Annotated in this window: 21 protein-coding genes; 11 read left to right on the forward strand and 10 right to left on the reverse strand. The window is 69.6% G+C overall.

The window, feature by feature from the left end; genetic code table 11:
* Window positions 1–941, reverse strand: a 941-nt coding sequence (locus ACE3T2_RS18400; RefSeq protein WP_374660028.1) for a hypothetical protein, incomplete at its 3' end; no start/stop codon positions are given.
* 311 nt (window positions 942–1,252) lie between these two features.
* On the opposite strand from ACE3T2_RS18400, the gene ACE3T2_RS18405 reads away from it, so the two are divergent.
* Window positions 1,253–2,506, forward strand: a complete 1,254-nt coding sequence (locus ACE3T2_RS18405) for a Rid family hydrolase (RefSeq protein WP_374660030.1) — start codon at window positions 1,253–1,255, stop codon at window positions 2,504–2,506.
* Window positions 2,507–2,549: 43 nt separating this feature from the next.
* Here the strand turns inward: ACE3T2_RS18405 and fabF are convergent, their stop codons facing one another.
* Both fabF and ACE3T2_RS18415 read right to left on the reverse strand, forming a co-directional pair.
* Window positions 2,550–3,815: a beta-ketoacyl-ACP synthase II gene (fabF, locus tag ACE3T2_RS18410; RefSeq protein WP_374660033.1), complete on the reverse strand. Its 1,266-nt coding sequence runs from the start codon at window positions 3,813–3,815 to the stop codon at window positions 2,550–2,552.
* A 5-nt stretch (window positions 3,816–3,820) separates the two neighbouring features.
* Window positions 3,821–4,252: a MarR family winged helix-turn-helix transcriptional regulator gene (locus ACE3T2_RS18415; protein WP_374660035.1), complete on the reverse strand. Its 432-nt coding sequence runs from the start codon at window positions 4,250–4,252 to the stop codon at window positions 3,821–3,823.
* 121 nt (window positions 4,253–4,373) lie between these two features.
* Between ACE3T2_RS18415 and ACE3T2_RS18420 the strand changes: the two genes are divergently transcribed.
* Window positions 4,374–4,733 (forward strand): STAS/SEC14 domain-containing protein, encoded by a 360-nt coding sequence (locus ACE3T2_RS18420; RefSeq protein WP_374660037.1) that lies wholly within the window; start codon window positions 4,374–4,376, stop codon window positions 4,731–4,733.
* A gap of 148 nt (window positions 4,734–4,881) precedes the next feature.
* Here ACE3T2_RS18420 and ACE3T2_RS18425 read toward each other — a convergent pair whose 3' ends face one another.
* Window positions 4,882–5,688, reverse strand: coding sequence for a LytTR family DNA-binding domain-containing protein (locus ACE3T2_RS18425; RefSeq protein ID WP_374660039.1), 807 nt, complete (start codon window positions 5,686–5,688; stop codon window positions 4,882–4,884).
* A 110-nt stretch (window positions 5,689–5,798) separates the two neighbouring features.
* On the opposite strand from ACE3T2_RS18425, the gene ACE3T2_RS18430 reads away from it, so the two are divergent.
* The 4 genes from ACE3T2_RS18430 to ACE3T2_RS18445 all read left to right on the forward strand — a co-directional run bounded on the left by ACE3T2_RS18430 (window position 5,799) and on the right by ACE3T2_RS18445 (window position 9,207).
* A complete protein-coding gene (locus ACE3T2_RS18430) occupies window positions 5,799–6,989 on the forward strand; it encodes an acyltransferase family protein (RefSeq protein WP_374660041.1) in 1,191 nt (396 codons plus the stop codon).
* Between the two features lie 103 nt (window positions 6,990–7,092).
* A complete protein-coding gene (locus tag ACE3T2_RS18435) occupies window positions 7,093–7,710 on the forward strand; it encodes a LemA family protein (RefSeq protein WP_374660106.1) in 618 nt (205 codons plus the stop codon).
* A complete protein-coding gene (locus ACE3T2_RS18440; RefSeq protein ID WP_374660043.1) occupies window positions 7,707–8,513 on the forward strand; it encodes a YgcG family protein in 807 nt (268 codons plus the stop codon). The genes ACE3T2_RS18435 and ACE3T2_RS18440 overlap by 4 nt, the downstream gene beginning before the upstream one ends.
* Before the next feature lies 1 nt (window position 8,514).
* Window positions 8,515–9,207, forward strand: coding sequence for a TPM domain-containing protein (locus ACE3T2_RS18445; protein ID WP_374660045.1), 693 nt, complete (start codon window positions 8,515–8,517; stop codon window positions 9,205–9,207).
* Here the strand turns inward: ACE3T2_RS18445 and ACE3T2_RS18450 are convergent.
* Window positions 9,204–10,835, reverse strand: a complete 1,632-nt coding sequence (locus tag ACE3T2_RS18450) for a Na+/H+ antiporter (RefSeq protein ID WP_374660047.1) — start codon at window positions 10,833–10,835, stop codon at window positions 9,204–9,206. The genes ACE3T2_RS18445 and ACE3T2_RS18450 overlap by 4 nt on opposite strands.
* 35 nt (window positions 10,836–10,870) lie before the next feature.
* Entirely contained in the window at window positions 10,871–11,635 is a 765-nt protein-coding gene (gloB, locus tag ACE3T2_RS18455) for a hydroxyacylglutathione hydrolase (RefSeq protein ID WP_374660049.1), read from the reverse strand.
* Window positions 11,636–11,700: 65 nt separating this feature from the next.
* On the opposite strand from gloB, the gene ACE3T2_RS18460 reads away from it, so the two are divergent.
* Window positions 11,701–12,456: a class I SAM-dependent methyltransferase gene (locus tag ACE3T2_RS18460; RefSeq protein WP_374660051.1), complete on the forward strand. Its 756-nt coding sequence runs from the start codon at window positions 11,701–11,703 to the stop codon at window positions 12,454–12,456.
* Between the two features lie 62 nt (window positions 12,457–12,518).
* Window positions 12,519–12,863, forward strand: coding sequence for a P-II family nitrogen regulator (locus ACE3T2_RS18465; protein WP_374660053.1), 345 nt, complete (start codon window positions 12,519–12,521; stop codon window positions 12,861–12,863).
* Here ACE3T2_RS18465 and ACE3T2_RS18470 read toward each other — a convergent pair.
* Both ACE3T2_RS18470 and ACE3T2_RS18475 read right to left on the reverse strand, forming a co-directional pair.
* Entirely contained in the window at window positions 12,860–14,188 is a 1,329-nt protein-coding gene (locus tag ACE3T2_RS18470) for a hypothetical protein (RefSeq protein WP_374660055.1), read from the reverse strand. The two genes, ACE3T2_RS18465 and ACE3T2_RS18470, sit on opposite strands and share 4 nt — an antisense overlap.
* Before the next feature lie 14 nt (window positions 14,189–14,202).
* Window positions 14,203–14,544: a helix-turn-helix domain-containing protein gene (locus ACE3T2_RS18475; protein ID WP_374660057.1), complete on the reverse strand. Its 342-nt coding sequence runs from the start codon at window positions 14,542–14,544 to the stop codon at window positions 14,203–14,205.
* 175 nt (window positions 14,545–14,719) lie between these two features.
* On the opposite strand from ACE3T2_RS18475, the gene ACE3T2_RS18480 reads away from it, so the two are divergent.
* Entirely contained in the window at window positions 14,720–17,851 is a 3,132-nt protein-coding gene (locus tag ACE3T2_RS18480; protein WP_374660059.1) for an autotransporter domain-containing protein, read from the forward strand.
* Window positions 17,852–17,865: 14 nt separating this feature from the next.
* Complete coding sequence (locus ACE3T2_RS18485; RefSeq protein ID WP_374660061.1) at window positions 17,866–18,144, forward strand: hypothetical protein; 279 nt, start codon at window positions 17,866–17,868, stop codon at window positions 18,142–18,144.
* Between the two features lie 44 nt (window positions 18,145–18,188).
* Here ACE3T2_RS18485 and metW read toward each other — a convergent pair whose 3' ends face one another.
* The gene (gene metW, locus ACE3T2_RS18490; RefSeq protein WP_374660063.1) at window positions 18,189–18,842 is read right to left on the reverse strand and encodes a methionine biosynthesis protein MetW; all 654 of its coding nucleotides are present in this window, start codon (window positions 18,840–18,842) and stop codon (window positions 18,189–18,191) included.
* On the reverse strand, window positions 18,835–19,992 hold the full coding sequence (locus tag ACE3T2_RS18495) for a homoserine O-acetyltransferase (protein ID WP_374660065.1): 1,158 nt from the start codon (window positions 19,990–19,992) through the stop codon (window positions 18,835–18,837). The genes metW and ACE3T2_RS18495 overlap by 8 nt, the downstream gene beginning before the upstream one ends.
* A 122-nt stretch (window positions 19,993–20,114) precedes the next feature.
* Between ACE3T2_RS18495 and ACE3T2_RS18500 the strand changes: the two genes are divergently transcribed.
* Window positions 20,115–20,606, forward strand: coding sequence for a histidine phosphatase family protein (locus tag ACE3T2_RS18500; protein WP_374660067.1), 492 nt, complete (start codon window positions 20,115–20,117; stop codon window positions 20,604–20,606).
* Window position 20,607 lies beyond the last annotated feature (1 nt).

The following is a 20,607-nucleotide window of genomic DNA, read 5'->3' on the forward strand; positions in this document are numbered from 1 at the left end:
TCGCGACGATCTCTTCCGGCTTGTGACGCTTCCTTGCCATCTCTCGTTCCATCCAAATGGTCCTCGGACCAACATAAGGGATGGATCACTTCCTGGGGCGCAGACCACAGCGGGCCGAGCTGGCCCAGCTTTGGCGGGGTGAAGGCGGCCAGCAGCGCGCCGACCACGCCGCAGAGGGTGGCGATGGAGAGGGTGCGGGCGATCGGGCCGGCGGCTATGCCGGCGGCGTCGCCGATCCGCTCGAAATAGGCCCAGGACGCGCCGACGGCGACATAGAAGAGAAAGAGGCCGGCCAGGCCGACGATTCCGATCGGACTGATCGCCGCGGCGGGGGCCCCGGCGACGGCTTCCGACGGATCGGGGCCGGCCGGCACGAAGACCAGCAACGGACCCATCAGGGCCATGATCCCGGCGAGCGCCAGGAAGAGGCCGCCGATGCCCACCGAGGCCAGCAGAGTCGGCATCAAGGCGACGCCGGCCGACCCGACCGCCAGCTGCAGCACCACCCACCAGGCGAAGGCGGTGGTCGGGCTCTTGCTGCGGGACATGATCGGCAGGGTGATCGAGACCGCTACGCCGCCGGCCAGTCCCGCCCCGAACAGGCTCAGGGCCAGCAAGCCGGGATCCTTGACGAAGGCGGCCAGGGCGAAGAGCCCGACCAGCACGGGCAGGGCGGCGAGCAGCAGCTTTCGCCAGATCGGCTTCCTGACCAGGAAGGTCATGGGCACGCCGGCCACGCCGATGCCGCCAAGGTGGGCCGAGATGACCAGCCCGGCCTGGGCGGGGGTGAAGCCAAGCCGCTCGACCAGGGCCCCGACCACGACGGGGGCGACCCCCAGCATGAGCGGAGCGAGCGAGCCGATGACGACGGCGCTGGCGACAGTGGCGAAGGAGGCTTCGGAGGCGCCGGGCGCGGCGCTGGCGGGGGCTGGGGCGGGCATTGTCAGGCCTCTCGTTCATGTTGCGCGCGACGCGCCCTCGCCGGGCCTGTCCGCATCTGTCAGCCTAGGCGCGCCCATGTGGGCTCACTTGACGACAGGAGGCGCGGAATTGACCTATCCGAGCGTGGCGCCGCTTTCGGGCCGGTCCCGCGAATGGCGGTTGCAACCCATCTAAAAAAGTTTGATATAAAACTATGATCGTCAAGTCGGCTCGTGGGGAGGCGACGGCGATGGGGGAGCGTCAGGACGCCGCGGCCGAGCTTGAACGGCGCGATCCGGCGAACCCGGACAGATAAGATGGGGAGATGACAATGAAACACCGCCTGATCGCCTCCGGCGCGCTCGCCGCCATGCTGCTCATGGGTTCGGCGTCTGCGCAGGCCGCGGACATCGCCCGCGTCCCCTACAAGGCCGGCGAGGGCGCCAAGGGCGTCTCCAAGCTGGTCGTCGTCGACAACTACGCCTTCCCCTCGGCGGCCTATGGCACCCAGGGCGACATCCAGGCCCAGGTCGACGAGATCGTCAAAAAGATGGATGCAACACTAAAGGCCAAGGGGCTGTCGGGGATCGGCGCGATGCTCCAGCACACCATCTACCTGAAGGACGGAGGCGCCTCGCCGTTGGAGGTGCTGGGTCGCTTCCACGCCACGGCCACCGCCCTGGCGCCCAGCCTGAAGGACCAGCCGAGCGTTGGCACCATCGTGCGGGTGCCGGCTTTCGCCGACCCGAACACCCTGGTCGCCGTGGACCTGACCGCGGGCGGGCCCAAGCCCTTCGGCCGCAAGCCCTTCACCTTCGGCCCCAAGGAGATCGTCGAGACCATCGACGACGACACCCTGATCTTCACCTCGGGCCTCGAGGCGATGGACTTCGAGAACGGCAAGCTGGTCCCGACCATCGAGGAGCAGATCCCGGTCATCGTCGCCAAGCTGCAGACCGCGCTGAAGAAGCATGGCCTCGACGTCGGCAACATGGTCTCGCACAACCTCTATGTGACCAAGGGCACGGACCCGATGACGGTCATCACCAAGTTCCACGAGGAAGCGCGCAAGTACGCGCCGGGCCTGGCCCAACATCCCAGCGTCGGCACCCTGGTGGTGGTCGACGGCATGGCGGTGCCCGGCTTTCTGCTGGAAATGGACGCCGTGGCGGTGAAGGGAAATCCGGCCGACTACAAGCGCGTGCCGTTCACCGAGATGCCGATGGACATCGCCAAGACCGTCGACACCGGCAAGCTCGTCTTCGTGGCCGGCATGGAGGGCGTGGACTTCGAGAAGAAGGGCAGCGTGTCCCCCGACGTCTACGAACAGGTCGACGTGGCGGTGAAGAAGATCGACGCTTCGCTGAAGGCCGCGGGCCTTTCGATCGGCGACGTGGTCAAGGCCAAGCTCTATGTCGTGAAGGGCGCGGACCCCGAGAAGGTGCGGGCGCGGTTCAACGAGACCGCCGCGAAGCTGGCCCCGTCGCTGAAGGGCAAGCCGCCGGCGGAGACGCTGATCGTGGTCGAGGGTCTTGCCGGGCCGGCGCTGAAGTTCGAGACCAGCGTCATCGCCGCCAAGAAGTAGGACGACAGGAGGGCCGGACCGGCAGGTTCCGGCCCTCTTCTTCTCAGCCTTCCCAGCGCTTGAACACCACGCTGGCGTTCACCCCGCCGAAGCCGAAGCCGTTGGAGAGGGCGTAGTCGAAGCTGGCCTTGCGCGCGGCCAGGGCGACGAGATCCAGGCCCGCGGCGTCCTCATCGGGGTTTTCCAGGTTGAGGGTCGGCGGGATCACCTGGTCGCGCAGCGCCAGGACCGTGAAGATCGCCTCCAGTCCGCCGGCCGCGCCCAACAGGTGCCCGGTCGCCGACTTGGTCGAACTGATCGCCGGCGAGTGACCGTGGAACACCGACTTGATGGCCGCCAGTTCGCCCTTGTCGCCCACCGGGGTCGAGGTGGCGTGGGCGTTGAGGTGGCCGATGGCCGAAGGCTCCAGTCCCGCCTGGGCCAGGGCCGCGCGCATGGCGCGGGCCGCGCCGTCGCCGTCCTCGGGCCCGGCGGTCAGGTGATAGGCGTCGGCGCTGGTGCCGTAGCCGACCAGTTCGGCGATCGGCTTTGCGCCCCGGGCCAGGGCATGGTCGAGGGCTTCGATCACCATGATCCCCGCGCCCTCGCCCATGACGAAGCCGTCGCGCGCGGCGTCGAACGGCCGCGAGGCCTTTTCGGGCTGGTCGTTGAAGGCCGCACCCAGCGCGCGGGCGGCGGCGAAGCCGCCCAGGCTGACGCGGTCGATGGTCGCCTCCGCCCCGCCGGCGACGGCGATGTCGGCCTCGCCGGCCCGGATCATGCGTGCGGCGTCGCCAATAGCCTGGACGCCGGCGGCGCAGGCGGTCACGGGCGCGCCGATCGGACCTTTATAGCCATGGCGGATCGAGACCCAGCCCGCGGCCAGGTTGGCCAGGAACGACGGCACGGTGAAGGGTGAGAGCCGCCGCACGCCCTTCTCGTCGGTGATGCGCACCGCCTCGGCGATGGCCGGGAAACCGCCGATGCCGGTGGCGATCACCGTAGCGGTGCGGTGCTTTTCCGCCTCGCTCTGCGGCGCCCAGCCCGACTGAGCGATGGCTTCGTCCGCCGCCGCCAGGGCGAACTGGATGAAGCGGTCCATCTTCTTCTGATCCTTGCCCGAGACGACGGCGTCGAGGTCGAAGCCGGCCTCGGGGTCGTCCTCCTTGGACTGGACGGTCCCGGCGACCTGAGCCGGGACGTCGGGGGCGAGGTCGGGCGGCAGGCGGCGCAGGCCCGAGCGGCCCGCGATCAGCCGCGCCCAGGCCGCTTCGGTTCCGGCTCCGAGCGGGCTGACCACGCCCTGGCCGGTGACGACGATTCTACGCATGGAACTCACCTTTCAGCTTTTTCCAGAGCGAGGGCCGCACGCTCCAAGCGCACGAGGGCCTCGCGGGTTTCGTCGGCGCGGCCGTCCAGCAGCGCCGCAAGGTCGGTCTGGCTCTGCCGCCAGGCCGGTACGGACTCCCAGATCAGGGCCACGCCGGCTTCCGTCACCGCCAACCGCCGCCCGGCGCGGCCGCGGCCCCCTTCGCCGGCGATCAGACCGCGGTCTTCCAGAAGGCGCAGATTGCGCAGCAGGGCCGAGGGCTCGACCCCGACCTCCTCGGCCATGGCCGCGACCGAGCGGTGCTCGCCGCGGGCGATGACGCCGAGCAGGACGTACTGGTTGATGTTGAGGCCGAACGGCTTCAGGCGCTGGTTGAAGGCCCGGGTGACGGCGCGCGCGGCCTTGCGGCTGCGGTGTCCGAAACACTGTCCGGCCATGTCCTGAGGCAGGTCCATAAATCCGGCATATACAGGATTGTTCTGGAGAAGGCAGCCTTGATCGCGGTCAAGGCGTTCACGTGGTCGCGAGCGCAACGTCTCGTAAGCCAGGGAGGTCGCCATGCTGGACATCAAGACCGACGCAGACGCCGGATATATCGAACTGACCGTGGACGGCATGGTCGACAGGGCGGGATACGAGGCCGCCGTCCAGGCCATCGAGACGCTGCTGAAGACCCACAAGAAGATCAATGCGGTCGAGATCGTGCGCAGCTTCGGCGGCATGGAGCCCAGCCTGTGGTGGCGCGACCTGAACTACAGCTTCTCGCGCCTGGACGCCTTCGGCCGCTGCGCGGTCGTCACCGACAACGGCTGGATCGGGCCGATGGCGCGGTTCTTCGCCGCTTTCCTGTCGGTGGAGCTGCGCACCTTCGACATCAAGGACCTGGAGGCCGCAAGGGTCTGGGCCAAGGGCGGATGAGCGTGGGCAACGGGACCCATGAACACCGGTTGGGGCAGGACGTGGCTCCGCCGCGCCTCATTCCCTACGATCAGGCGACAATGGGTCCCGGTCTTGCTTCGCAAACCGGGATGACACGCGGGGCGGCGTCGGCCCGACACAACGACAGCTACCCGCCGCGCAGCCGCGCCAGGGCCTGGGGGAAGCGACGCGAGAGCGGCGCCTCGACCTCGCCGAGCATGACGGCGTAGTCGCCCGACTTCTGCGGCCGCAGTTCGGTGACGCGGGCGGCGTTGACCAGCCAGGAGCGATGCGTGCGCACGAAGCCGAGCGCAGCCAGATCCGCCTCCAGAGCCGAGAGCGCCGAGCGCATCAGCGGCTTGCGGCCGTCGGCCAGCACGAACTCGACATAGTTGCCGGCCGAGCGGGCGGCGAGGATTTCGGCGACGGGGACGCGGATGACGCGCGCCCCGTCCCGGATGTCGAAAGTCACCGCCGGCGTCGCAGCCTGGGCGCTCGATTGCGGCGCATACGCCTTGGCCAGCGCCCAGAACCCCGCCGCGCCGATGCAGTAGCCCAGCGCGTCCTTGCGCAGTTCGTAGACGAAGCGGCACGCGAGGTCGAAGTCGAAGGGGACGTGCAGAAGGCCGAAGACGAGCCCCCGCAACAGGTAGAAGCTGGTGATATGCGCGGCTGAGAAGATCAGCAGACCCAGCCCCTGGACAGCCAGCATGCGCCAGTGCGGACGGCTGCCCGGCGGAGCGATCCGGAAGGCGACCCAGCCGATCCACATCAGGGCGATGGCGCATATGGCGCTCGTCGCCTCTTCGACGATCGGGACGATGCGGGGCTCGAGCGGGCGGTCCTGGAAGGCGGTGAACGCATTCACCGTGTTCAGCGCGACGATGCCGGCGGCGTAGAGCGGGGCCGCGCGCCAGAAGACGCCGTTCGTCCCTTTTGCGTCGCCGCTCGTCACAGTCGCTCCCCCGCTCGTCCCAGCGGCGGCGCCGCGCGGACCCGCGGACTTTTCACCGCTTCGAGGCTTCTGGCCAAGTCCGCGCATCGCTCGCAACGAGGACCGTCACCGTGTCAGCCTCTCCCGCTTCCGACCGTCGCCCCGACCTCGACTGGATCCGCGTCGGCGCCTTCTTCCTGCTGATCCTTTATCACGTCGGCATGTTCTACGTGCCGTGGGACTTCCACGTGAAGTCGCCGCATCCGGTGGCGGCGCTGGAGCCGCTGATGCTGATCACCAATCCCTGGCGGCTGACCCTGCTGTTCTTCGTCTCGGGGGCCGCGACGCGGTTCATGGCCGACAAGGCGAGCGCCGGGGCGCTGGCCAGGGCGCGCACCGCGCGGCTGCTGCCGCCGCTGGTCTTCGCGGTGCTGGTGATCGTTCCGCCGCAGACCTACTACGAGATCGTCGAGAAGCTCGGCTATTCAGGGTCGGTCGCCGACTTCTATCTGAAGTACGTCACCGCCTCGGGCCACTGGCGGGTCGATGGCGCGCCGCTGATCACGCCGACCTACAACCACATGTGGTTCGTCGCCTATCTCTTCGTCTACACCCTGCTGCTGGCCGCGCTGCTGCCGCTCCTGCGGGGGCGGCTGGGAATGATGGAGCGCGGCGTGGAGAGGGCGCTGTCCGGCTGGCGGCTTCTGCTTCTGCCCTTCGCCGTCCTGGCGGCGATCCGCATCCTGCTGCTGCCGGCCTTCCCGATCACCCACGCCCTCATCGACGACTGGTACAATCACGCCCTGTCGCTGAGCGCCTTCCTGCTGGGGTTCCTGACCGCCAAGTCGGCGGCGGTGAAGGCGGACCTGATCCGCCTGCGCTGGCCGGCTCTGGCCATCGCTGTCGCCAGTTACCTCGCCTATGTGCTGGGCGGCCGGGCGCCGGGCGGCGGGCTCCTCGGCCCGGTCGTCTATGCGGCGGACCAATGGTGCGCCATCGTCGCCATCCTCGGCTTCGGGGCCAGGCATCTGACGCGAGGCGGGCCGGTCCTGACCTACCTGACCCTCGGCGTCTTCCCCTTCTACATCATCCACCAGACCTTCATCGTCGTGGCGGGGCATCACCTGGCCCGGCTGGGCCTGCCACAGGGACTGGAGGCCGCGATCCTGGTCGCCGGGACCTTCGCGACGTGCTTCCTCACCTACGAGATCGTCCGCCGCGTCGCGATCCTGCGGCCGCTGTTCGGACTGAAGCCGCAGCGGGAGCAGACCGAGATCCGTAATCGCGCGGAGATTGCGCGGGGCCACGCCTCAGGCCAATGATGGCGACGGCCAGGCTCGGACTGGCGGCCTTCGGGAGCACCCTGACGTGACCACCACTCTTCGCAATCGTTTCGCGCGCGCGGCCCTGATCGTGCTGGCGCCCATGCTGATCGCCGGCTGCGGGATCAACACGATCCCGACCAAGGACGAGAAGGCCAAGGCCGCCTGGGCCGAGGTGCAGAACCAGTACCAGCGCCGTTCGGACCTGATTCCGAACCTGGTCGAGACGGTGAAGGGCTATGCGGCCCAGGAGCGGCAGGTGCTGACCGAGGTCACCCAGGCGCGGGCCTCGGCGACCCAGGTCAAGGTCGACGCCTCGACCATCACCGACCCGGCCGCGTTCGAGAAGTACGCCGCCGCCCAGGACCAGTTGTCGGGCGTGCTCGGCCGGCTGATGGTAATCCAGGAGCGCTACCCCGAACTGAAGTCGAACGAGAACTTCATGGCCTTGCAAAGCCAGCTCGAGGGGACCGAGAACCGCATCTCCATCGCCCGGCGCGACTACAACGCCGCCGTCCAGGACTACAACACCGAGATCCGCACCTTCCCAGGCGCCCTGTGGGCCGGGACCGTGCACCGCTGGGCCAAGCCGATGCAGACCTTCCAGGCCAGCGCCGCCGCCCAGAGCGCCCCCAGCGTGAACTTCGGGGCGCCGGCCGCGCCGTCGGTATCGATGGCCCCGGCCGCAGCGCCGGCGCCGAAGGCGGCCAACGCCCAATGATCAAGCGCGCAGGACCGCGGGGCGTCCTCGCGGTCCTGATCCTTCTCTGCAGTTTCGGCGTGGCCATGGCCGCACCGAAATTCCCGCCCCTGACCGGCCGGGTGGTCGACGACGCCAATATCCTGTCGCCGCAGACCGAGGCCGAGCTGACGCAGGAACTGGCGACGCTGGAGACCCAGACCGGACGCCAATTGGTGGTGGCGACCCTGCCCGACCTGCAGGGCTACGAGATCGAGGATTACGGCTACCAGCTGCTGCGCACCTGGGGGATCGGCGACAAGGACCGCGACGACGGCGTCGTCCTGATCGTGGCGCCCAGCGAGCGGAAGGTGCGAATCGAGGTCGGCTACGGCCTGGAGCCGGTGCTGACCGACGCGCTTTCCAGCCTGATCATCAACCGGGCGATCATTCCGGCCTTCAAGCAGGGCGACATGGAGCAGGGGGTGGTCGACGGGACGCGCGCGATCATCAAGCAGCTCTCCCTGCCCGACGACGAGGCCAAGGCGGCCGCCGCGACCCAGACCCAGAAGGCGCGCAGCAGCGGCGGCGAGATCGGCCCCGCCACGATCCTGGTCATCTTCATCGTATTCTGGCTGCTCAGCGGCGTGCTGGGCGGTTTCGGCCGCCGGCGGCGCGGGGGCCTCTGGTGGCTGCTGCCGCTGATCCTGAACAGCAGCAGCCGCGGCGGAGGCGGCTGGAGCGGCGGCGGGGGCGGCGGCTTCGGAGGGGGCGGCTTCGGCGGCGGCGGGTTCAGCGGGGGCGGGGGCTCCGGCGGCGGCGGCGGGGCCTCGGGGAGCTGGTGAGATGCTGACGCAATCGGACAGGGCGCGCATCGAGGCCGCCATAAAGGCGGCCGAGGCCGGCACGACCGGCGAGATCTATTGCGTGGTGGCCGGCGAGTCGTCCGACTACCGCGAGGTGCCGCTGGCCTGGGGCGCGATCGCTGCGCTCGGCGCGCCCGCGGTGTTGCTGGCGGCGGGAATCCACGTCACCGCGCCGGACGACTTCGGCGGCGGCTGGACCGCAGCCCAGATGACCACGGCGGCCGAGGGCGCGGCGCGAGCGGCGCTGAGCGGGGCGATCCTGCTGCAGTGCCTGCTGTTCGCGGTGGTGGCGATCGTCGTGGCGATTCCGCCGATCCGCCGGTTCATGACCCCGCGCGGCCTGAAGCGCGAGCGGGTGCGCCGCCGTGCGCAGGAGCAGTTCCTGGCCAAGAACCTGCAGGCGACGCGCGATCGGACCGGGGTGCTGATCTACGTCTCGGCCAAGGAGCACATGGCCGAGCTGATCGCCGACGAGGGGATCGCGGCCAAGGTGCAGAACGCCGCCTGGGAAGGCGCCATGGCCCGCCTGGTCGACGGGGTCCGCGCCGAGCGCGCGGCCGAGGGCTTCGAGGACGCCATCAGCCTGTGCGGTGCGATCCTGGCCGAGCACTTCCCGCCGCGCGAGGGCGACAATCCGAACGAGCTGTCGGATTCGGTGGTGGTGCTGGACTAGCCCGCGTAGCGCGCTTCCATCAGGTCGATCTCGCGGATCAGCTTGCGGGCAGACTCGTCGTCGAGCTGGCGCGTGCGGGCCAGGCGGAAGACCGCGTCGCGTTCGGCGCGCAGGCCGGCGAGGCGCAGGCGGCGCTCGATCTGGTCGAGCTTCTGCCCCAGGGCCTGGGCCTCGGGCCCCTGCTCGCGGCGGTCGATGCGCAGCCGATAGAGCTCCATCACCCGGGCCGAGGCCTCGGTGTAGAGGTCGGCGTCGGAGCGGCCCTCGGCCAGATCGTGCTGGGTCTGCTCGATGGCCTGGATGGCGGCGTGGGCGGCGGCGACACGGGCCTTGTCGACGGCGTTCTGCTTCGACGGTTCGGGCGGCAGTTCCAGCCCTTTCAGCAGGCGCGGCAGGGCGATGCTGGCGACGACCAGCGAAACGATGATCACCCCCGCGGCCAGGAAGATGGCGAGGTTGCGGGCCGGGAAGGCGCTGCCGTCGGCCAGCACGAAGGGAAAGGTCAGCACCCCGGCCAGGGTGATGGCGCCGCGCACGCCGGCGAACGACATGGCCGCCACCAGCGGCCAGCTCATCGGCGGCGGGGTCTGGCCCTTGCGGCCGGCGCGGAACAGGGTCAGGCGCAGCGAGGCCAGCACCCAGAGGAAGCGCAGGAAGGCGAGGGCGGCGCTGATGGCCAGGACGTAGACGATCAGCCACCAGGGCTCCTCGTGGCCGGTCAGGCGCACGTTCTCGGCGGCCCTGGCCAGGATGCTGGGCATCTGCTCGCCCAGCAGGACGAAGATCACCCCGTTGAGGACGAACTGGATGGTGTCCCAGACGGCGGACCGACGCACCCGGGTCAGGGCCATGGCCTGGCCGGTCTGCTCGGTGAAGCTCATGGTGACGCCGGCGGCGACGGCGGCGAGGATGCCCGAGCAGTGCAGCTCTTCGGCCAGCAGGTAGGCGCCGAACGGGATCAGCACGCTGATCAGGATCTGGGCGCTGACGTCCTCGCCGAACCTGCGGCTGATCAGGGTCTTGGCCCGGTTGATCGTCCAGGTGACGCCGACCCCGATGGCGACGCCGCCGATCGCCACCCACAGGAACGCGCCGACCGCGTCCTTCAGCGAAAAGGCGCCGGTCACGGCGGCCGCCACAGCGAAGCGCATGCAGACGAGGCCCGAAGCGTCATTCAGCAGCGATTCCCCCTCCAGGATGTGCATCATCCGCTTGGGGATCGGCGCGCGCGAGGCGATGGCCGAGACCGCGATCGGGTCGGTCGGCGAGAGCACGGCCGCCAGCGCGAAGGCGACCGCCAACGGCATGGCCGGGATCAGCCAGTGAATCAGCAGCCCAACACCGACCACGGTGAACACCACCAGGCCCAGGGCCAGCTCCAGCACGATGGCGCGGTCGCGGAAGAGGTCGTCCTTGGGAATGCGCCAGCCGTCGAGGAACAGCAGCGGCGGCAGGAACAGCAGGAAGAAGATCGACGGCTTGAGGTCGACCGTCGGGACGACCGATAGGGCGATGATCGCCCCTAGTCCGATCTGCACGAGCGGCAGCGGCAGGCGGATCGCCTTGGCCAGCGTGCCGCTCAGAACGACCGCGAGCAGCAGGAAGAGGACGGTGGTTATGGTGGTCAAGGACGTCCCCTACTCACGACTGCAGTCCGCGGGCCCTAGCCCTTGAAGCTGTCCTTGGCGGCGCGGACCGCGGCGAAGGCCTCATGATCGGCGGGGGCGGACAGGCCAAGCCGTCCGGCCAGCTGCGGCGCGCGCAGGAAGGGGTTGGTCGCCTTCTCCAGGCCGATGGTGGTCGGCACCGTCCACTCGCCGCGTTCGCGCGCCGCGAAGATCGCCTCGGCCCGAGCCTTCAGCGCCGTGTCGTCGTCCACCGACAGGGCGAAGCGCGCGTTGGAGGCGGTGTATTCGTGGGCGCAGTAGACCTGGGTGTCGTCGGGAAGGTCCGCCAGGCGCTGGAGGCTGGCCCACATCTGCTGGGGCGTGCCTTCGAACAGTCGCCCGCAGCCCAGCGCGAACAAGGTGTCGCCGACGAAGGCGGCGCGGTCGGCGGCGTCGAAATAGGCGACGTGACCCAGGGTGTGGCCGCCGCTCTCGATCACCTCGAAGCGGGTCTGGCCCAGCATCACGACGTCACCGCCGGCGACCACGCGATCGGGGGCCTGGCCGATCCGCTCGACCTCCTGCGGGCCGACCACGGTCGCGCCGGTGGCGGCGGCGATGTCGGCGTTGCCGCCGGCATGGTCGGGATGCCAATGGGTGTTAAGTATCAGGTCGAGCTTCCAGCCCAGCTTGTCCAGCTCGGCCAGGATCACCTTGGCGTCGGGCGTGTCGATGCAGGCGGCGAGGCCGGTGGCGTCGTCGCGCACCAGGAAGCCGTAGTTGTCGGAAAGGCAAGGAAACTGGTGGACGGTGATCGACATGGCTATCTCCTGGCGCTCAAGGCGATTTAGGGTCGCCGACGCCGCAAGTCGAGAATAAGCCTGTTATGCGCCGCGACGTCCTCGAACTCCGCCAGTTCTACGCCACCCCGCTGGGCCGTGCGGCGCGCGAGATGGTGTCGCGAAAGGTGCTCGAGACCTGGGGCGACGCCCGCGACCTCGACGTCCTCGGCCTGGGCTACGCCACCCCGGTCCTCAGCGCGATCGCGCCGGCGGCGCGGCGTGTGGTGGCCGCCATGCCCGCCCAGCAGGGGGTCGAGCTGTGGCCGCTCGAGGGCCGCAACCTCGCATGCCTGGCCGAGGAGGACGCCCTGCCGTTCCAGAACGCCTTCTTCGACCGGATCCTGGCCGTCCACGCCCTCGAGGAGAGTCCCGATCCGGTGGCGCTGCTGCGCGAGGTCTGGCGCGTGCTTTCGCCGACCGGCCGGGTGGTCGTGGTCACCGCCGCGCGCAACGGCCTGTGGGCCAATGCGGAAAAGACGCCTTTCGGCCATGGCCGACCCTACACGCGCAGCCAGCTGGCCGACCTGCTGCGCGAGGCCGAGCTGGAGCCGACCGGCTGGACCCGCGCGCTCTACGTGCCGCCGGTAAGCTGGCTGGCCGGCTGGGCCGAGGGTTTCGAGCAGGCCGGCTCGCGCCTGTGGCCGGGTTTCGCCGGACTGGTGCTGACCGAGGCGGTGAAGGAGAGCTTCGCGATCAAGGCGCGTCCGGCGCGCGCGCGCGCGGTCGTGGCGCGTCCGGCCCTGTCGCCATTGCCGGCCAGCCGGGCGCCTGTTTCGCGGGCGCCGCGACGTCATGGCTAGGCAGACCCTTGGAGGCGGCGCCGTCAGGCCCTAGGTTCGTGGCGAGTCTTGGGAGTAGCGCCATGAAGATGATCGTCGCGGTGATCAAGCCAAGCCGGCTGGACGCGGTGCTGGAAGCCGTGACGGAAGCGGGCGCTTCGGGCCTGACCGTCACCGAAGTGCGCGGCTACGGCCGCCAGCGCGGCAAGACCGAGGTCTATCGCGGCGCCGAGTACGAGGTGAAGCTGCTGCCCAAGGTGAAGCTGGAAATCGCCGTGCCGTCCGACATCGCCGAAGCGGTGATCGAGGCGGTGACGCGCACCGCCAACACCGGAAAGATCGGCGACGGCAAGGTGTTCGTGCTCGACCTCGAACAGGCGCTGCGCATCCGCACCGGCGACCGCGACGCCGCGGCCATCGCCGGCTAGGACAGCAGGAATTCCCCGCTCGCCCCGGCGTGGGCGAGGTTGGTGTCGATGACCGCCGGATCGACGTCCGAAGCCGCATGAGCGGTGTGCTCGGGCGTGGCCCGGCCGTAGCCCTGGCCGCCGAACAGCAGGTAGCCGTCCTCCTTGCCGTCTCCGTCGAGGTCGACGCCGACCCGCTCGCCCGGCGTGGGCGTCGCCGTCAGGGTGGAGTTTTCGTTGTAGCCGTGCGTTCCGCCGAAGATGTTCGCCTCGTCGGTGCGGGACGTGACGACGACCTCCTTGTTGCGGAAGATCACCTTGTCGCCGTCGGCCATGGAGAAATCCATGACCACGCCGAGCAGGCCGTCGGGCGCCGGCGATCCCTTGATCACGAAGGTGTCCGCGCCCTTGCCGCCAATGGCGATGGTCGAACCCGACAGCATCAGCTGGTCGTTCCCGTCGCCGCCGTCCAGCACGTCGAAGGCGCCCTGGGGGGCGGTCCCGCCATCCAGGGTGTCGTCGCCCGCTCCGCCATAGAGATGATCGGCGCCGCCGCCGCCTTGAATGCTGTCGTTCCCCGCACCGCCGTGGATGGTGTCGTCGCCATCGCCGCCGTGCAGGGTTTCGTTCTGCTGGACGCCATGAGCGACCGCGCGCTCGACTTCCGGGGCGACCGAAGCGGCCGGCGCTTCCTGTGTCGGCGTCTCGGTCTCGGACCGGATCTCGACGGCCTTTTCCTCCGGCGCGGTCTCAGGCGCGCTCACGGGCTCGGAATGGTCGGCCGCAGTCACGGCCGTGTTGCGCTCCTCGGCGCGCGCCTCGGGGGCGGCGATGTCCGAACGCTGATCCTCGCTGGTCGAGGCGGCGACCGCCGCCACCGCCACCACCATCTCGCCGCCCGCCATCGGGGTCGCATGCGGCGGCTCGACCGCCGCGTCGGCGTCGTTGACGTCGTAGATGAAGCTCGCGGCGACCACGAGGGCGATGAAGGTCTGCACCTGGCGGGCGCTGAGCGAGACCACCACATCGTCGCGATGTTCACGCCAGTCGCCGCCCAGCAGGCGATCGCACGCCGACCAGAGGGTCTCGCCCTCCTGGATCGCGTCGGCCGAGGCGTCGTGGATCACGAACTGGCCGTTGATGCGGGCGACGTGGATCAGGACTTCCTCCTGGTCGTCCTTGATCACGCACCAGGGGTCGCCCTCGTCGGTCATGCCGTACACGACCTCGACCTTCGCCCCGTCCGCGCCCAGGCGGTCGGCGAGTTCGGACAGCCGCGCGCGCTCGGCGGCGGTCCATCCTCCCCCGGCGTTCGGCCGCGGCTCAAACGCGATGACGTTCGACATTGCGACTGTGGTCCTCAGCCCCTGCCGGCCAGCCGCGCCTTAGGCGCGTCCTCGGCGGCGTCCCCGAACAGCAGCCTGTACAACTCAGGCTCGTAGTAGCGAAGCAAGGTACGCGCAAATTCGGCAGGATCGAGGCCGATCGCCTGCGCCCAGGCGCCTTGCGTCTCGATCGGAACCCGGCCGAGGCCGCTCTCCACCTGCGAGACGAAGGTGTAATAGCGCAAGCCGACCTTCTCGGCCAGTTCGGCCTGGGTCAGGCCCGCAGCTTCGCGGCCGGCCTTCAGCCAGCGTCCGGCTTCCTGGCGCAGACTCTTGGTCGCCGCCGCGCGCGCAGGATCAACCGCGGCTCTTGGCATGTCTCAACTCCTTCGGCTCGCGCGGCGAAACTGGCCGCGGACCCATCATTGCGCACTTGACCGGCAAATGTACAGTATTTACGAAACGTATTCATACGAGACGTGTAACGCCTCGTCGTCTTCATATCATGGGTCTGTGGCAGCCGCCACGTCGTGAGGCCCGTCTGGAGTGATCATGCGCCTTCGCCATGTCCTGCTTGCCGCCGCATCGCCCATCTGTCTGATGGCGGGCGCGGCGCAGGCCGAAACCGCCATCTCGACCGCCGTCACCAATCCGGTGGCCACCGCGACCGCCGCCAACGGCGCGCGCGACGACATCAAGATCACGTCGGCGGGCTCGGTGAAGCCGACCGGCGGCGTGGCGGTGACGCTGAACAGCAACAACAGCGTGACCAACGAAGGCGCGATCGCGATCCAGAACGCGAACGACGCGACCGGCATCCTGGCCCTGGGCGGCATGACCGGCGAGATCAAGAACGCCGGCTCGATCACGATCGACGAGAGCACCGAGATCAAGGACGCCGACGGCGATGGCGACAACGACGGTCCGTTCGCGACCGGATCGCGCCGCTTCGGCATCCGGGTCGCCGGCCCAGGCGCCTTTCACGGCTCGGTCGTGCAGTCGGCCGGCTCCATCGTGGTCGAGGGCAACGATTCGGCTGCGATTTCGGTCGAGACCGGTATCGACGGTTCGGTTCGAACCGCCGGCACGATCTCGGTTGTCGGCGACCGCTCGTACGGCGTCCATACGGCCGGCACGGTCGGCGGCGACGTGGCGATCCTGTCGTCGGTCGCGACCGTGGGCCAGGGCAGCGTCGGCGTCGCGACGGACGACAATGTCGGCGGCAAGCTGGTCATCGGCAACACGGTGACCGCCACCGGCTTCCGCTACACCACCCGCCCGTCCGACGCGGCGGTGGCCAAGCTCGACGCCGACGACCTGCTGATCGGCGGCCCTGCGGTGCGCGTGCGCGGCGACGTCTATGGCGGACTGCTGGTGGACGCTCCGCCGCCGGACCTCGACAAGAACGATCCAGACGAGGACAAGGACGGCGTTCCCGACGCCCAGGAGACCACCGGCTCGGTGTCGTCCTTCGGGTCGGCTCCGGCGATCCTGGTCGGCTCGGACAGCCGCGACGTGCGGCTCGGCGTCGGCGGGACCGGGGTCAACGCCTACGGCGCCAACATCAAGGGCACGGTCCAGGCGGCGGGGATCTATGACGGGATCAACGCGACGGCGGTCCAGTTCGGCGGATTGGGCGGCAGGGTGACGATCGACGGCGGCGTCCGCGTCGGCGGTACGGTCGCGGCGACCGCGGCCAAGGGCTCGGCCACGGCCATGAAGTTCGGCGCGGGCGCGTCGACCCCGACGATCAAGGTCGATGGCGGGGCGATCAAGGCGACGGCCGCCGCAACCGATGCGGTCGACGTGCGGGCGATCCAGATCGACGCCGGGGCGTCCGTCGGCACGTTGGGCAATTCGGGCGAGATCTCCGCGGCGATCACCGGGACCAAGGGCTCGGCGACGGCGATCCTCGACGCTGCAGGCTCTCTCAGCCTCATCGAGAACGTCAACAAGATCTCCGCGACCATCACCCCCGCCGACGCGACCCAGGCGGTCGCCGGCAAGGCTGTGGCTATGGACCTGCGGGCCAACACCTCGGGCGTGACCGTGCGCCAGGGCCCCAACAGCGCCTCGACCATCACTCCGACCATCACCGGCGATGTCCTGTTCGGCTCCGGCCCGGCGCGGCTGGAACTGCTGGCCGGCGTGCTCAACGGCGCAGTGGCCTTCGGGTCGGGGGCCGACACCCTGACGATCGACGGCGGCGCCAAGATGACCGGGGCCCTGACCGACGCGGGCGGCGGCCTGACCGTCAACATCGCCAAGGGCCGGCTGACGGCGACCAACGCCGACGTCATCAACCTGAGCTCGCTGACCCTCGGCGCGACCGGCGAGATGGTGCTGACCGCCGATCCGACGGCCGGCAAGTCTACCCAGCTCAACGTGGCGGGCGCGGCCAACCTGGCCACCGGATCGAAGCTCGGCCTGCGCTTCACCTCGAAGCTGAACGCGCCGACGACCTTCACCCTGATCAAGGCGGGAAGCCTGACGGCGGGCACGCTGGACCAGAGCCTGCTGGGCTCCACGCCCTGGCTCTACAAGGCCGAGCTGCGCGTGGACGGCGCCAACAACTCGGTGCTGGCCGACGTGCGCCGGCGGACCGCCTCGGAAGCCGGGCTGAACGCGGCCGAGACCGCCGCCTACGACGCCGTGTTCGCCAATTTCGACCGCGACGCCACGGTCCGCGACGCCCTGCTGGGGAAGACCGACCAGGCCGGCTTCGCCAAACTGTACGACCAGTTCCTGCCTGACTTCACCGGCAGCCTGTTCCACACGCTGTCGGCGGCTTCGAGCGCCACGAACCGGGCGATCGACGAGACTGACGGTCAGCTCTCGGGCGAGGGCCTGCGGGTCTGGACCCAGGAGATCGCGTTCCTGGTCAAGCGCGACGTCGATCGCACGACCAATTACGACGCCGACGGCTTCGGCATTGCGGGCGGGGTCGAGGCGCCGTTCGACGGGATCGGCACGTTGGGCCTGTCGACCAGTTTCGTGAACGTCAATGTCGACGACGCCTTCTCCTCGGCCGCCGAGTCGCTGGGCGGCCAGGTGTTCTCGGCCGGGGTCTACTGGCGCGATACGGCCGGCGGCCTGACGGCCAATCTCGGCCTGAACGGCGGCTACGCCTCGCTCAAGAGCACCCGCACGCTCTCGGATCCCGAGGCGGGGCTGAACAAGTCCGCCAAGTCCGATTGGAGCGGTGTGACCTTCGCCGCCCATGCCGGCCTTTCCTATCTTGCCCAGTTCGGCCGCTTCTTCGCCAAGCCCCAGGCGTCGGCCGACTACTTCCTGCTCAGGGAAGACGGTCGCACCGAGTCGGGCGGCGGCGCGGCCATGGATCTTTCGATCGACAAGCGTTCGAGCAATCAGCTCAGCGCCTTCGCAGGTGTCACCGTTGGAGCCCGCTTCGGCGAGGAGAGCGCCTTTGTCTGGGTTCCCGAGCTGACCGCCGGATGGCGTCAGGCAGCCGGCGACGGAGTGGACGTCACGACCGCCCGCTTCGTCGCCGGAGGTCCTGCCTTCAGCATGGCCGCGCCGGACCTGTCGGGCGGCGGGCCGGTGCTGCGCCTCGCCCTGCGGGGCCAGGGCGAATACTTCGACTTCGCCGTCGAGGGCGGCGGGGAAATCCGCGACGACTACGAGGCCTATGACGGCCGGGTGGTGGTCCGCTTCGTGTTCTGATGGAGTTTGGTGTGATGACGCTTCTGGCTGGGGCCCTTCTGACGATAGGCGCGGTGTTGGTCAGCCTGGCCCGCCGTACCTACGGACGACCGCCGCTTTGGCGCTCGTGGGCGGCCCTGGGCGGAGCGGCTCTATGCCTTTGTCTCGGCGCCGGCCTGGTCGTCGTCGAGCCGAAGGCGTTGGTGGAGACGCCGGTCATTTTCGTGGCCGGCTTCTGCCTCTTCGAGGGGAGCCTGGCGCTCCTCAGCCTGATGGCTGCGGCAGGACGCCCGCAGCCCAAATGGCTCTCCTAAAGCGGCGCTTTCCCCCGGGTGGTAAGTCCCCCCACCACCTGCCGCTATTCGAAGAGGCTGCCCGGGGGCGGAGCCGGCGTGCTTGGAGGCGCCGGCTCCGCCTTTCGGCTCAGGAGGAACAGGGCGTTCTCGGACCGCCAGTTCTCGATCGGCCGCGTTGGGTCGATCTGACGCGCCGGCTTGCCGGGGATGAGCGAGGCGCAGGCCTCGATCCGCAGCTCGAGATCGGCGCATAGCGCGATGAAGTCGCGCAGCGTGCACAAATGGATGTTCGGCGTCGACCACCAGGGTTCGGGCAGCGCCTTGGTCTCGGGCATGCGCCCGGTGGTCAGCAGCGCCCAGCGCACCCGCCAGTGGCCGAAGTTCGGCAGGGACACCACCGCCCGGTCGGCGATCCGCAACAGTTCGCTCAGCACGTGCCGCGGGTCGCGCACCTGCTGCAAGGTCTTGGACAGGATCGCGTAGTCGAACGCCTTGCCGGGGAAATGATCGAGGTCGCGGTCGGCGTCGCCCTGGACCACGGCCAAGCCGCGCGCCAGGCAGGCGGCGACGCCCGCGCCCGACAGCTCCAGCCCCTGGCCGTCGATCTGCTTCTGCTCGGTCAGCAACTCCAGCAGCTCGCCCTCGCCGCAACCGACGTCGAGCACGCGGGCCCGTGGCCGCACCAGGCGCAGGATCTCCGCGAAGTCGTCACGCATGGGCGATGCCCCGCTTCTCCGCGCCCGCCGCCAGGAAGCCGCGCAGGGCCGAATCGAGCGCCGGTTCGTCGAGGAAGAAGGCGTCGTGGCCCTTGTCGGTCTCGATCTCGGCGAAGCTGGCGCGACAGCCTGCAGCGTTGAGCGCGCGGACGATGTCACGACTTTCTGCCGTGGAGTAGAGCCAGTCGGACGAGAACGACAGCACGCAGAACCGGACGTGCCGCGCCTGCTGGAACGCTGCGGCCAGCACCCCGTCATGCCGGGCGGCGAGGTCGAAATAGTCGAGGGCGCGGGTGATGTAGAGGTAGGAATTGGCGTCGAAGCGGTCGACGAAGCTGGCGCCCTGGTGGCGCAGGTAGCTCTCGACCTGGAAGTCGGCGTCGAAGCCCCAGGACAGGCCGTCCCGCTGCAACTCGCGGCCGAACTTCCGCTGCAGGGCCTGCTCGGAGAGATAGGTGATATGGGCGGCCATCCGCGCCACGGCCAGCCCCTTTTCCGGCCGCACGCCCTGGCGCTCGTAGTCGCCGCCGCGCCAGTCGGGGTCGGCCATGATCGCCTGACGGCCCACCTCGTGGAAGGCGATGTTCTGGGCCGAGTGGCGGGCGGCCGCGGCGATGCAGATCGCGGAGAACAGCTTCTGCGGATAGTCGGCCGCCCATTGCAGCACCTGCATCCCGCCCATGGAGCCGCCGACCACGGCGAACAGGGTCTCGATCCCCAGGGCCTCGACCAGCATGGCCTGGGCCCGCACCATGTCGGCGATGGTGATCACCGGGAAGGAGAGGGCGTAAGGCGCGCCCGTCGCCGGATCGAGCGCCGCCGGGCCCGTCGAGCCCATGCAGCCGCCGATGACGTTGGTGCAGATGATGAAGTGCCGCGCCGGATCGAGCGGCAGGCCTGGTCCGATGACCCGGTTCCACCATCCCGGCTTGCCGGTCACCGGATGTATCGACGCCGCATGCTGGTCGCCCGTAAGGGCGTGACAGACCAGGACAGCGTTCGACCGGTCGGCGTTCAGCACGCCATAGGTCTTGTACGCAATCTCCAGGGGCGCGAGCAGCGCGCCGGAGTCCAGACGCAGCGGCTGGTCGGCGGGGAAGCGATGGACGCCGCCGCCCGTTTCGGCGGCCTCGCGCGCGAATGCGGTCATGCTTTCGCTTGGACCGCCAAGCTCAATCTCTGTCAACAGCTTCGCGGATGGCGTCTGGCCCGCTATGAGGGTCTGGCGCTTGGGGGCGCGGCGAGTGACATGAGGAGCGCGGCGGAGCGTCGATGGACCGGCTTATTCTTTTGCGGCACGGCAAGGCGGAACGGGATTCCGCGAGCGGCGAGGACTTCGACCGCAAACTGACGGACCGCGGCGTGCGCGAAGCCGGCGCCATGGCGGCGAATCTGGCCGATCTGGGCCTGACGCCGGATGTCGCCCTGGTGTCCTCTGCGGTGCGCACGCGTGAGACCTGGGCCGCGGCGAGCGCCGCGTTTCCCGATTGCGCGGCGCGGTTCGAACGCTCGCTCTATCTGGCCGAGGAGCGGGTGATCCGCGACCTGGCCGAATCGGCGGGCGAGACCTCGCGCACCGTAATGGTGGTCGGCCACAATCCTGGCTTGCAGGAGCTGGCGATCCGGCTGCTGGCGGAAGGCTCGGCCCCCTCGACCCTGATCGCCCGCGCGCATGCGGCTTTTCCCACCGCCGCCGCCGCGGTCTTCCTCTTCGACGCCGCCGGCCGTCCTGCCTATGACGGCCTCTTCTTCCCGCGGGGCTGAG

This window comes from Phenylobacterium sp. (genome assembly GCF_041919955.1).
Taxonomy (GTDB): Bacteria; Pseudomonadota; Alphaproteobacteria; order Caulobacterales; family Caulobacteraceae; genus Phenylobacterium.

Excerpts from the sequence above, each read along its gene's own strand:
- ACE3T2_RS18405 (WP_374660030.1), top strand. The coding sequence starts at position 1,253 with ATGAAACACCGCCTGATCGCCTCCGGCGCGCTCGCCGCCATGCTGCTC.
- fabF (WP_374660033.1), bottom strand. The coding sequence starts at position 3,815 with ATGCGTAGAATCGTCGTCACCGGCCAGGGCGTGGTCAGCCCGCTCGGA.
- ACE3T2_RS18415 (WP_374660035.1), bottom strand. The coding sequence starts at position 4,252 with ATGGCCGGACAGTGTTTCGGACACCGCAGCCGCAAGGCCGCGCGCGCC.
- ACE3T2_RS18420 (WP_374660037.1), top strand. The coding sequence starts at position 4,374 with ATGCTGGACATCAAGACCGACGCAGACGCCGGATATATCGAACTGACC.
- ACE3T2_RS18435 (WP_374660106.1), top strand. The coding sequence starts at position 7,093 with ATGCTGATCGCCGGCTGCGGGATCAACACGATCCCGACCAAGGACGAG.
- ACE3T2_RS18440 (WP_374660043.1), top strand. The coding sequence starts at position 7,707 with ATGATCAAGCGCGCAGGACCGCGGGGCGTCCTCGCGGTCCTGATCCTT.
- ACE3T2_RS18445 (WP_374660045.1), top strand. The coding sequence starts at position 8,515 with ATGCTGACGCAATCGGACAGGGCGCGCATCGAGGCCGCCATAAAGGCG.
- gloB (WP_374660049.1), bottom strand. The coding sequence starts at position 11,635 with ATGTCGATCACCGTCCACCAGTTTCCTTGCCTTTCCGACAACTACGGC.
- ACE3T2_RS18460 (WP_374660051.1), top strand. The coding sequence starts at position 11,701 with ATGCGCCGCGACGTCCTCGAACTCCGCCAGTTCTACGCCACCCCGCTG.
- ACE3T2_RS18465 (WP_374660053.1), top strand. The coding sequence starts at position 12,519 with ATGAAGATGATCGTCGCGGTGATCAAGCCAAGCCGGCTGGACGCGGTG.
- ACE3T2_RS18470 (WP_374660055.1), bottom strand. The coding sequence starts at position 14,188 with ATGTCGAACGTCATCGCGTTTGAGCCGCGGCCGAACGCCGGGGGAGGA.
- ACE3T2_RS18475 (WP_374660057.1), bottom strand. The coding sequence starts at position 14,544 with ATGCCAAGAGCCGCGGTTGATCCTGCGCGCGCGGCGGCGACCAAGAGT.
- ACE3T2_RS18480 (WP_374660059.1), top strand. The coding sequence starts at position 14,720 with ATGCGCCTTCGCCATGTCCTGCTTGCCGCCGCATCGCCCATCTGTCTG.
- ACE3T2_RS18485 (WP_374660061.1), top strand. The coding sequence starts at position 17,866 with ATGACGCTTCTGGCTGGGGCCCTTCTGACGATAGGCGCGGTGTTGGTC.
- metW (WP_374660063.1), bottom strand. The coding sequence starts at position 18,842 with ATGCGTGACGACTTCGCGGAGATCCTGCGCCTGGTGCGGCCACGGGCC.
- ACE3T2_RS18495 (WP_374660065.1), bottom strand. The coding sequence starts at position 19,992 with ATGACCGCATTCGCGCGCGAGGCCGCCGAAACGGGCGGCGGCGTCCAT.
- ACE3T2_RS18500 (WP_374660067.1), top strand. The coding sequence starts at position 20,115 with ATGGACCGGCTTATTCTTTTGCGGCACGGCAAGGCGGAACGGGATTCC.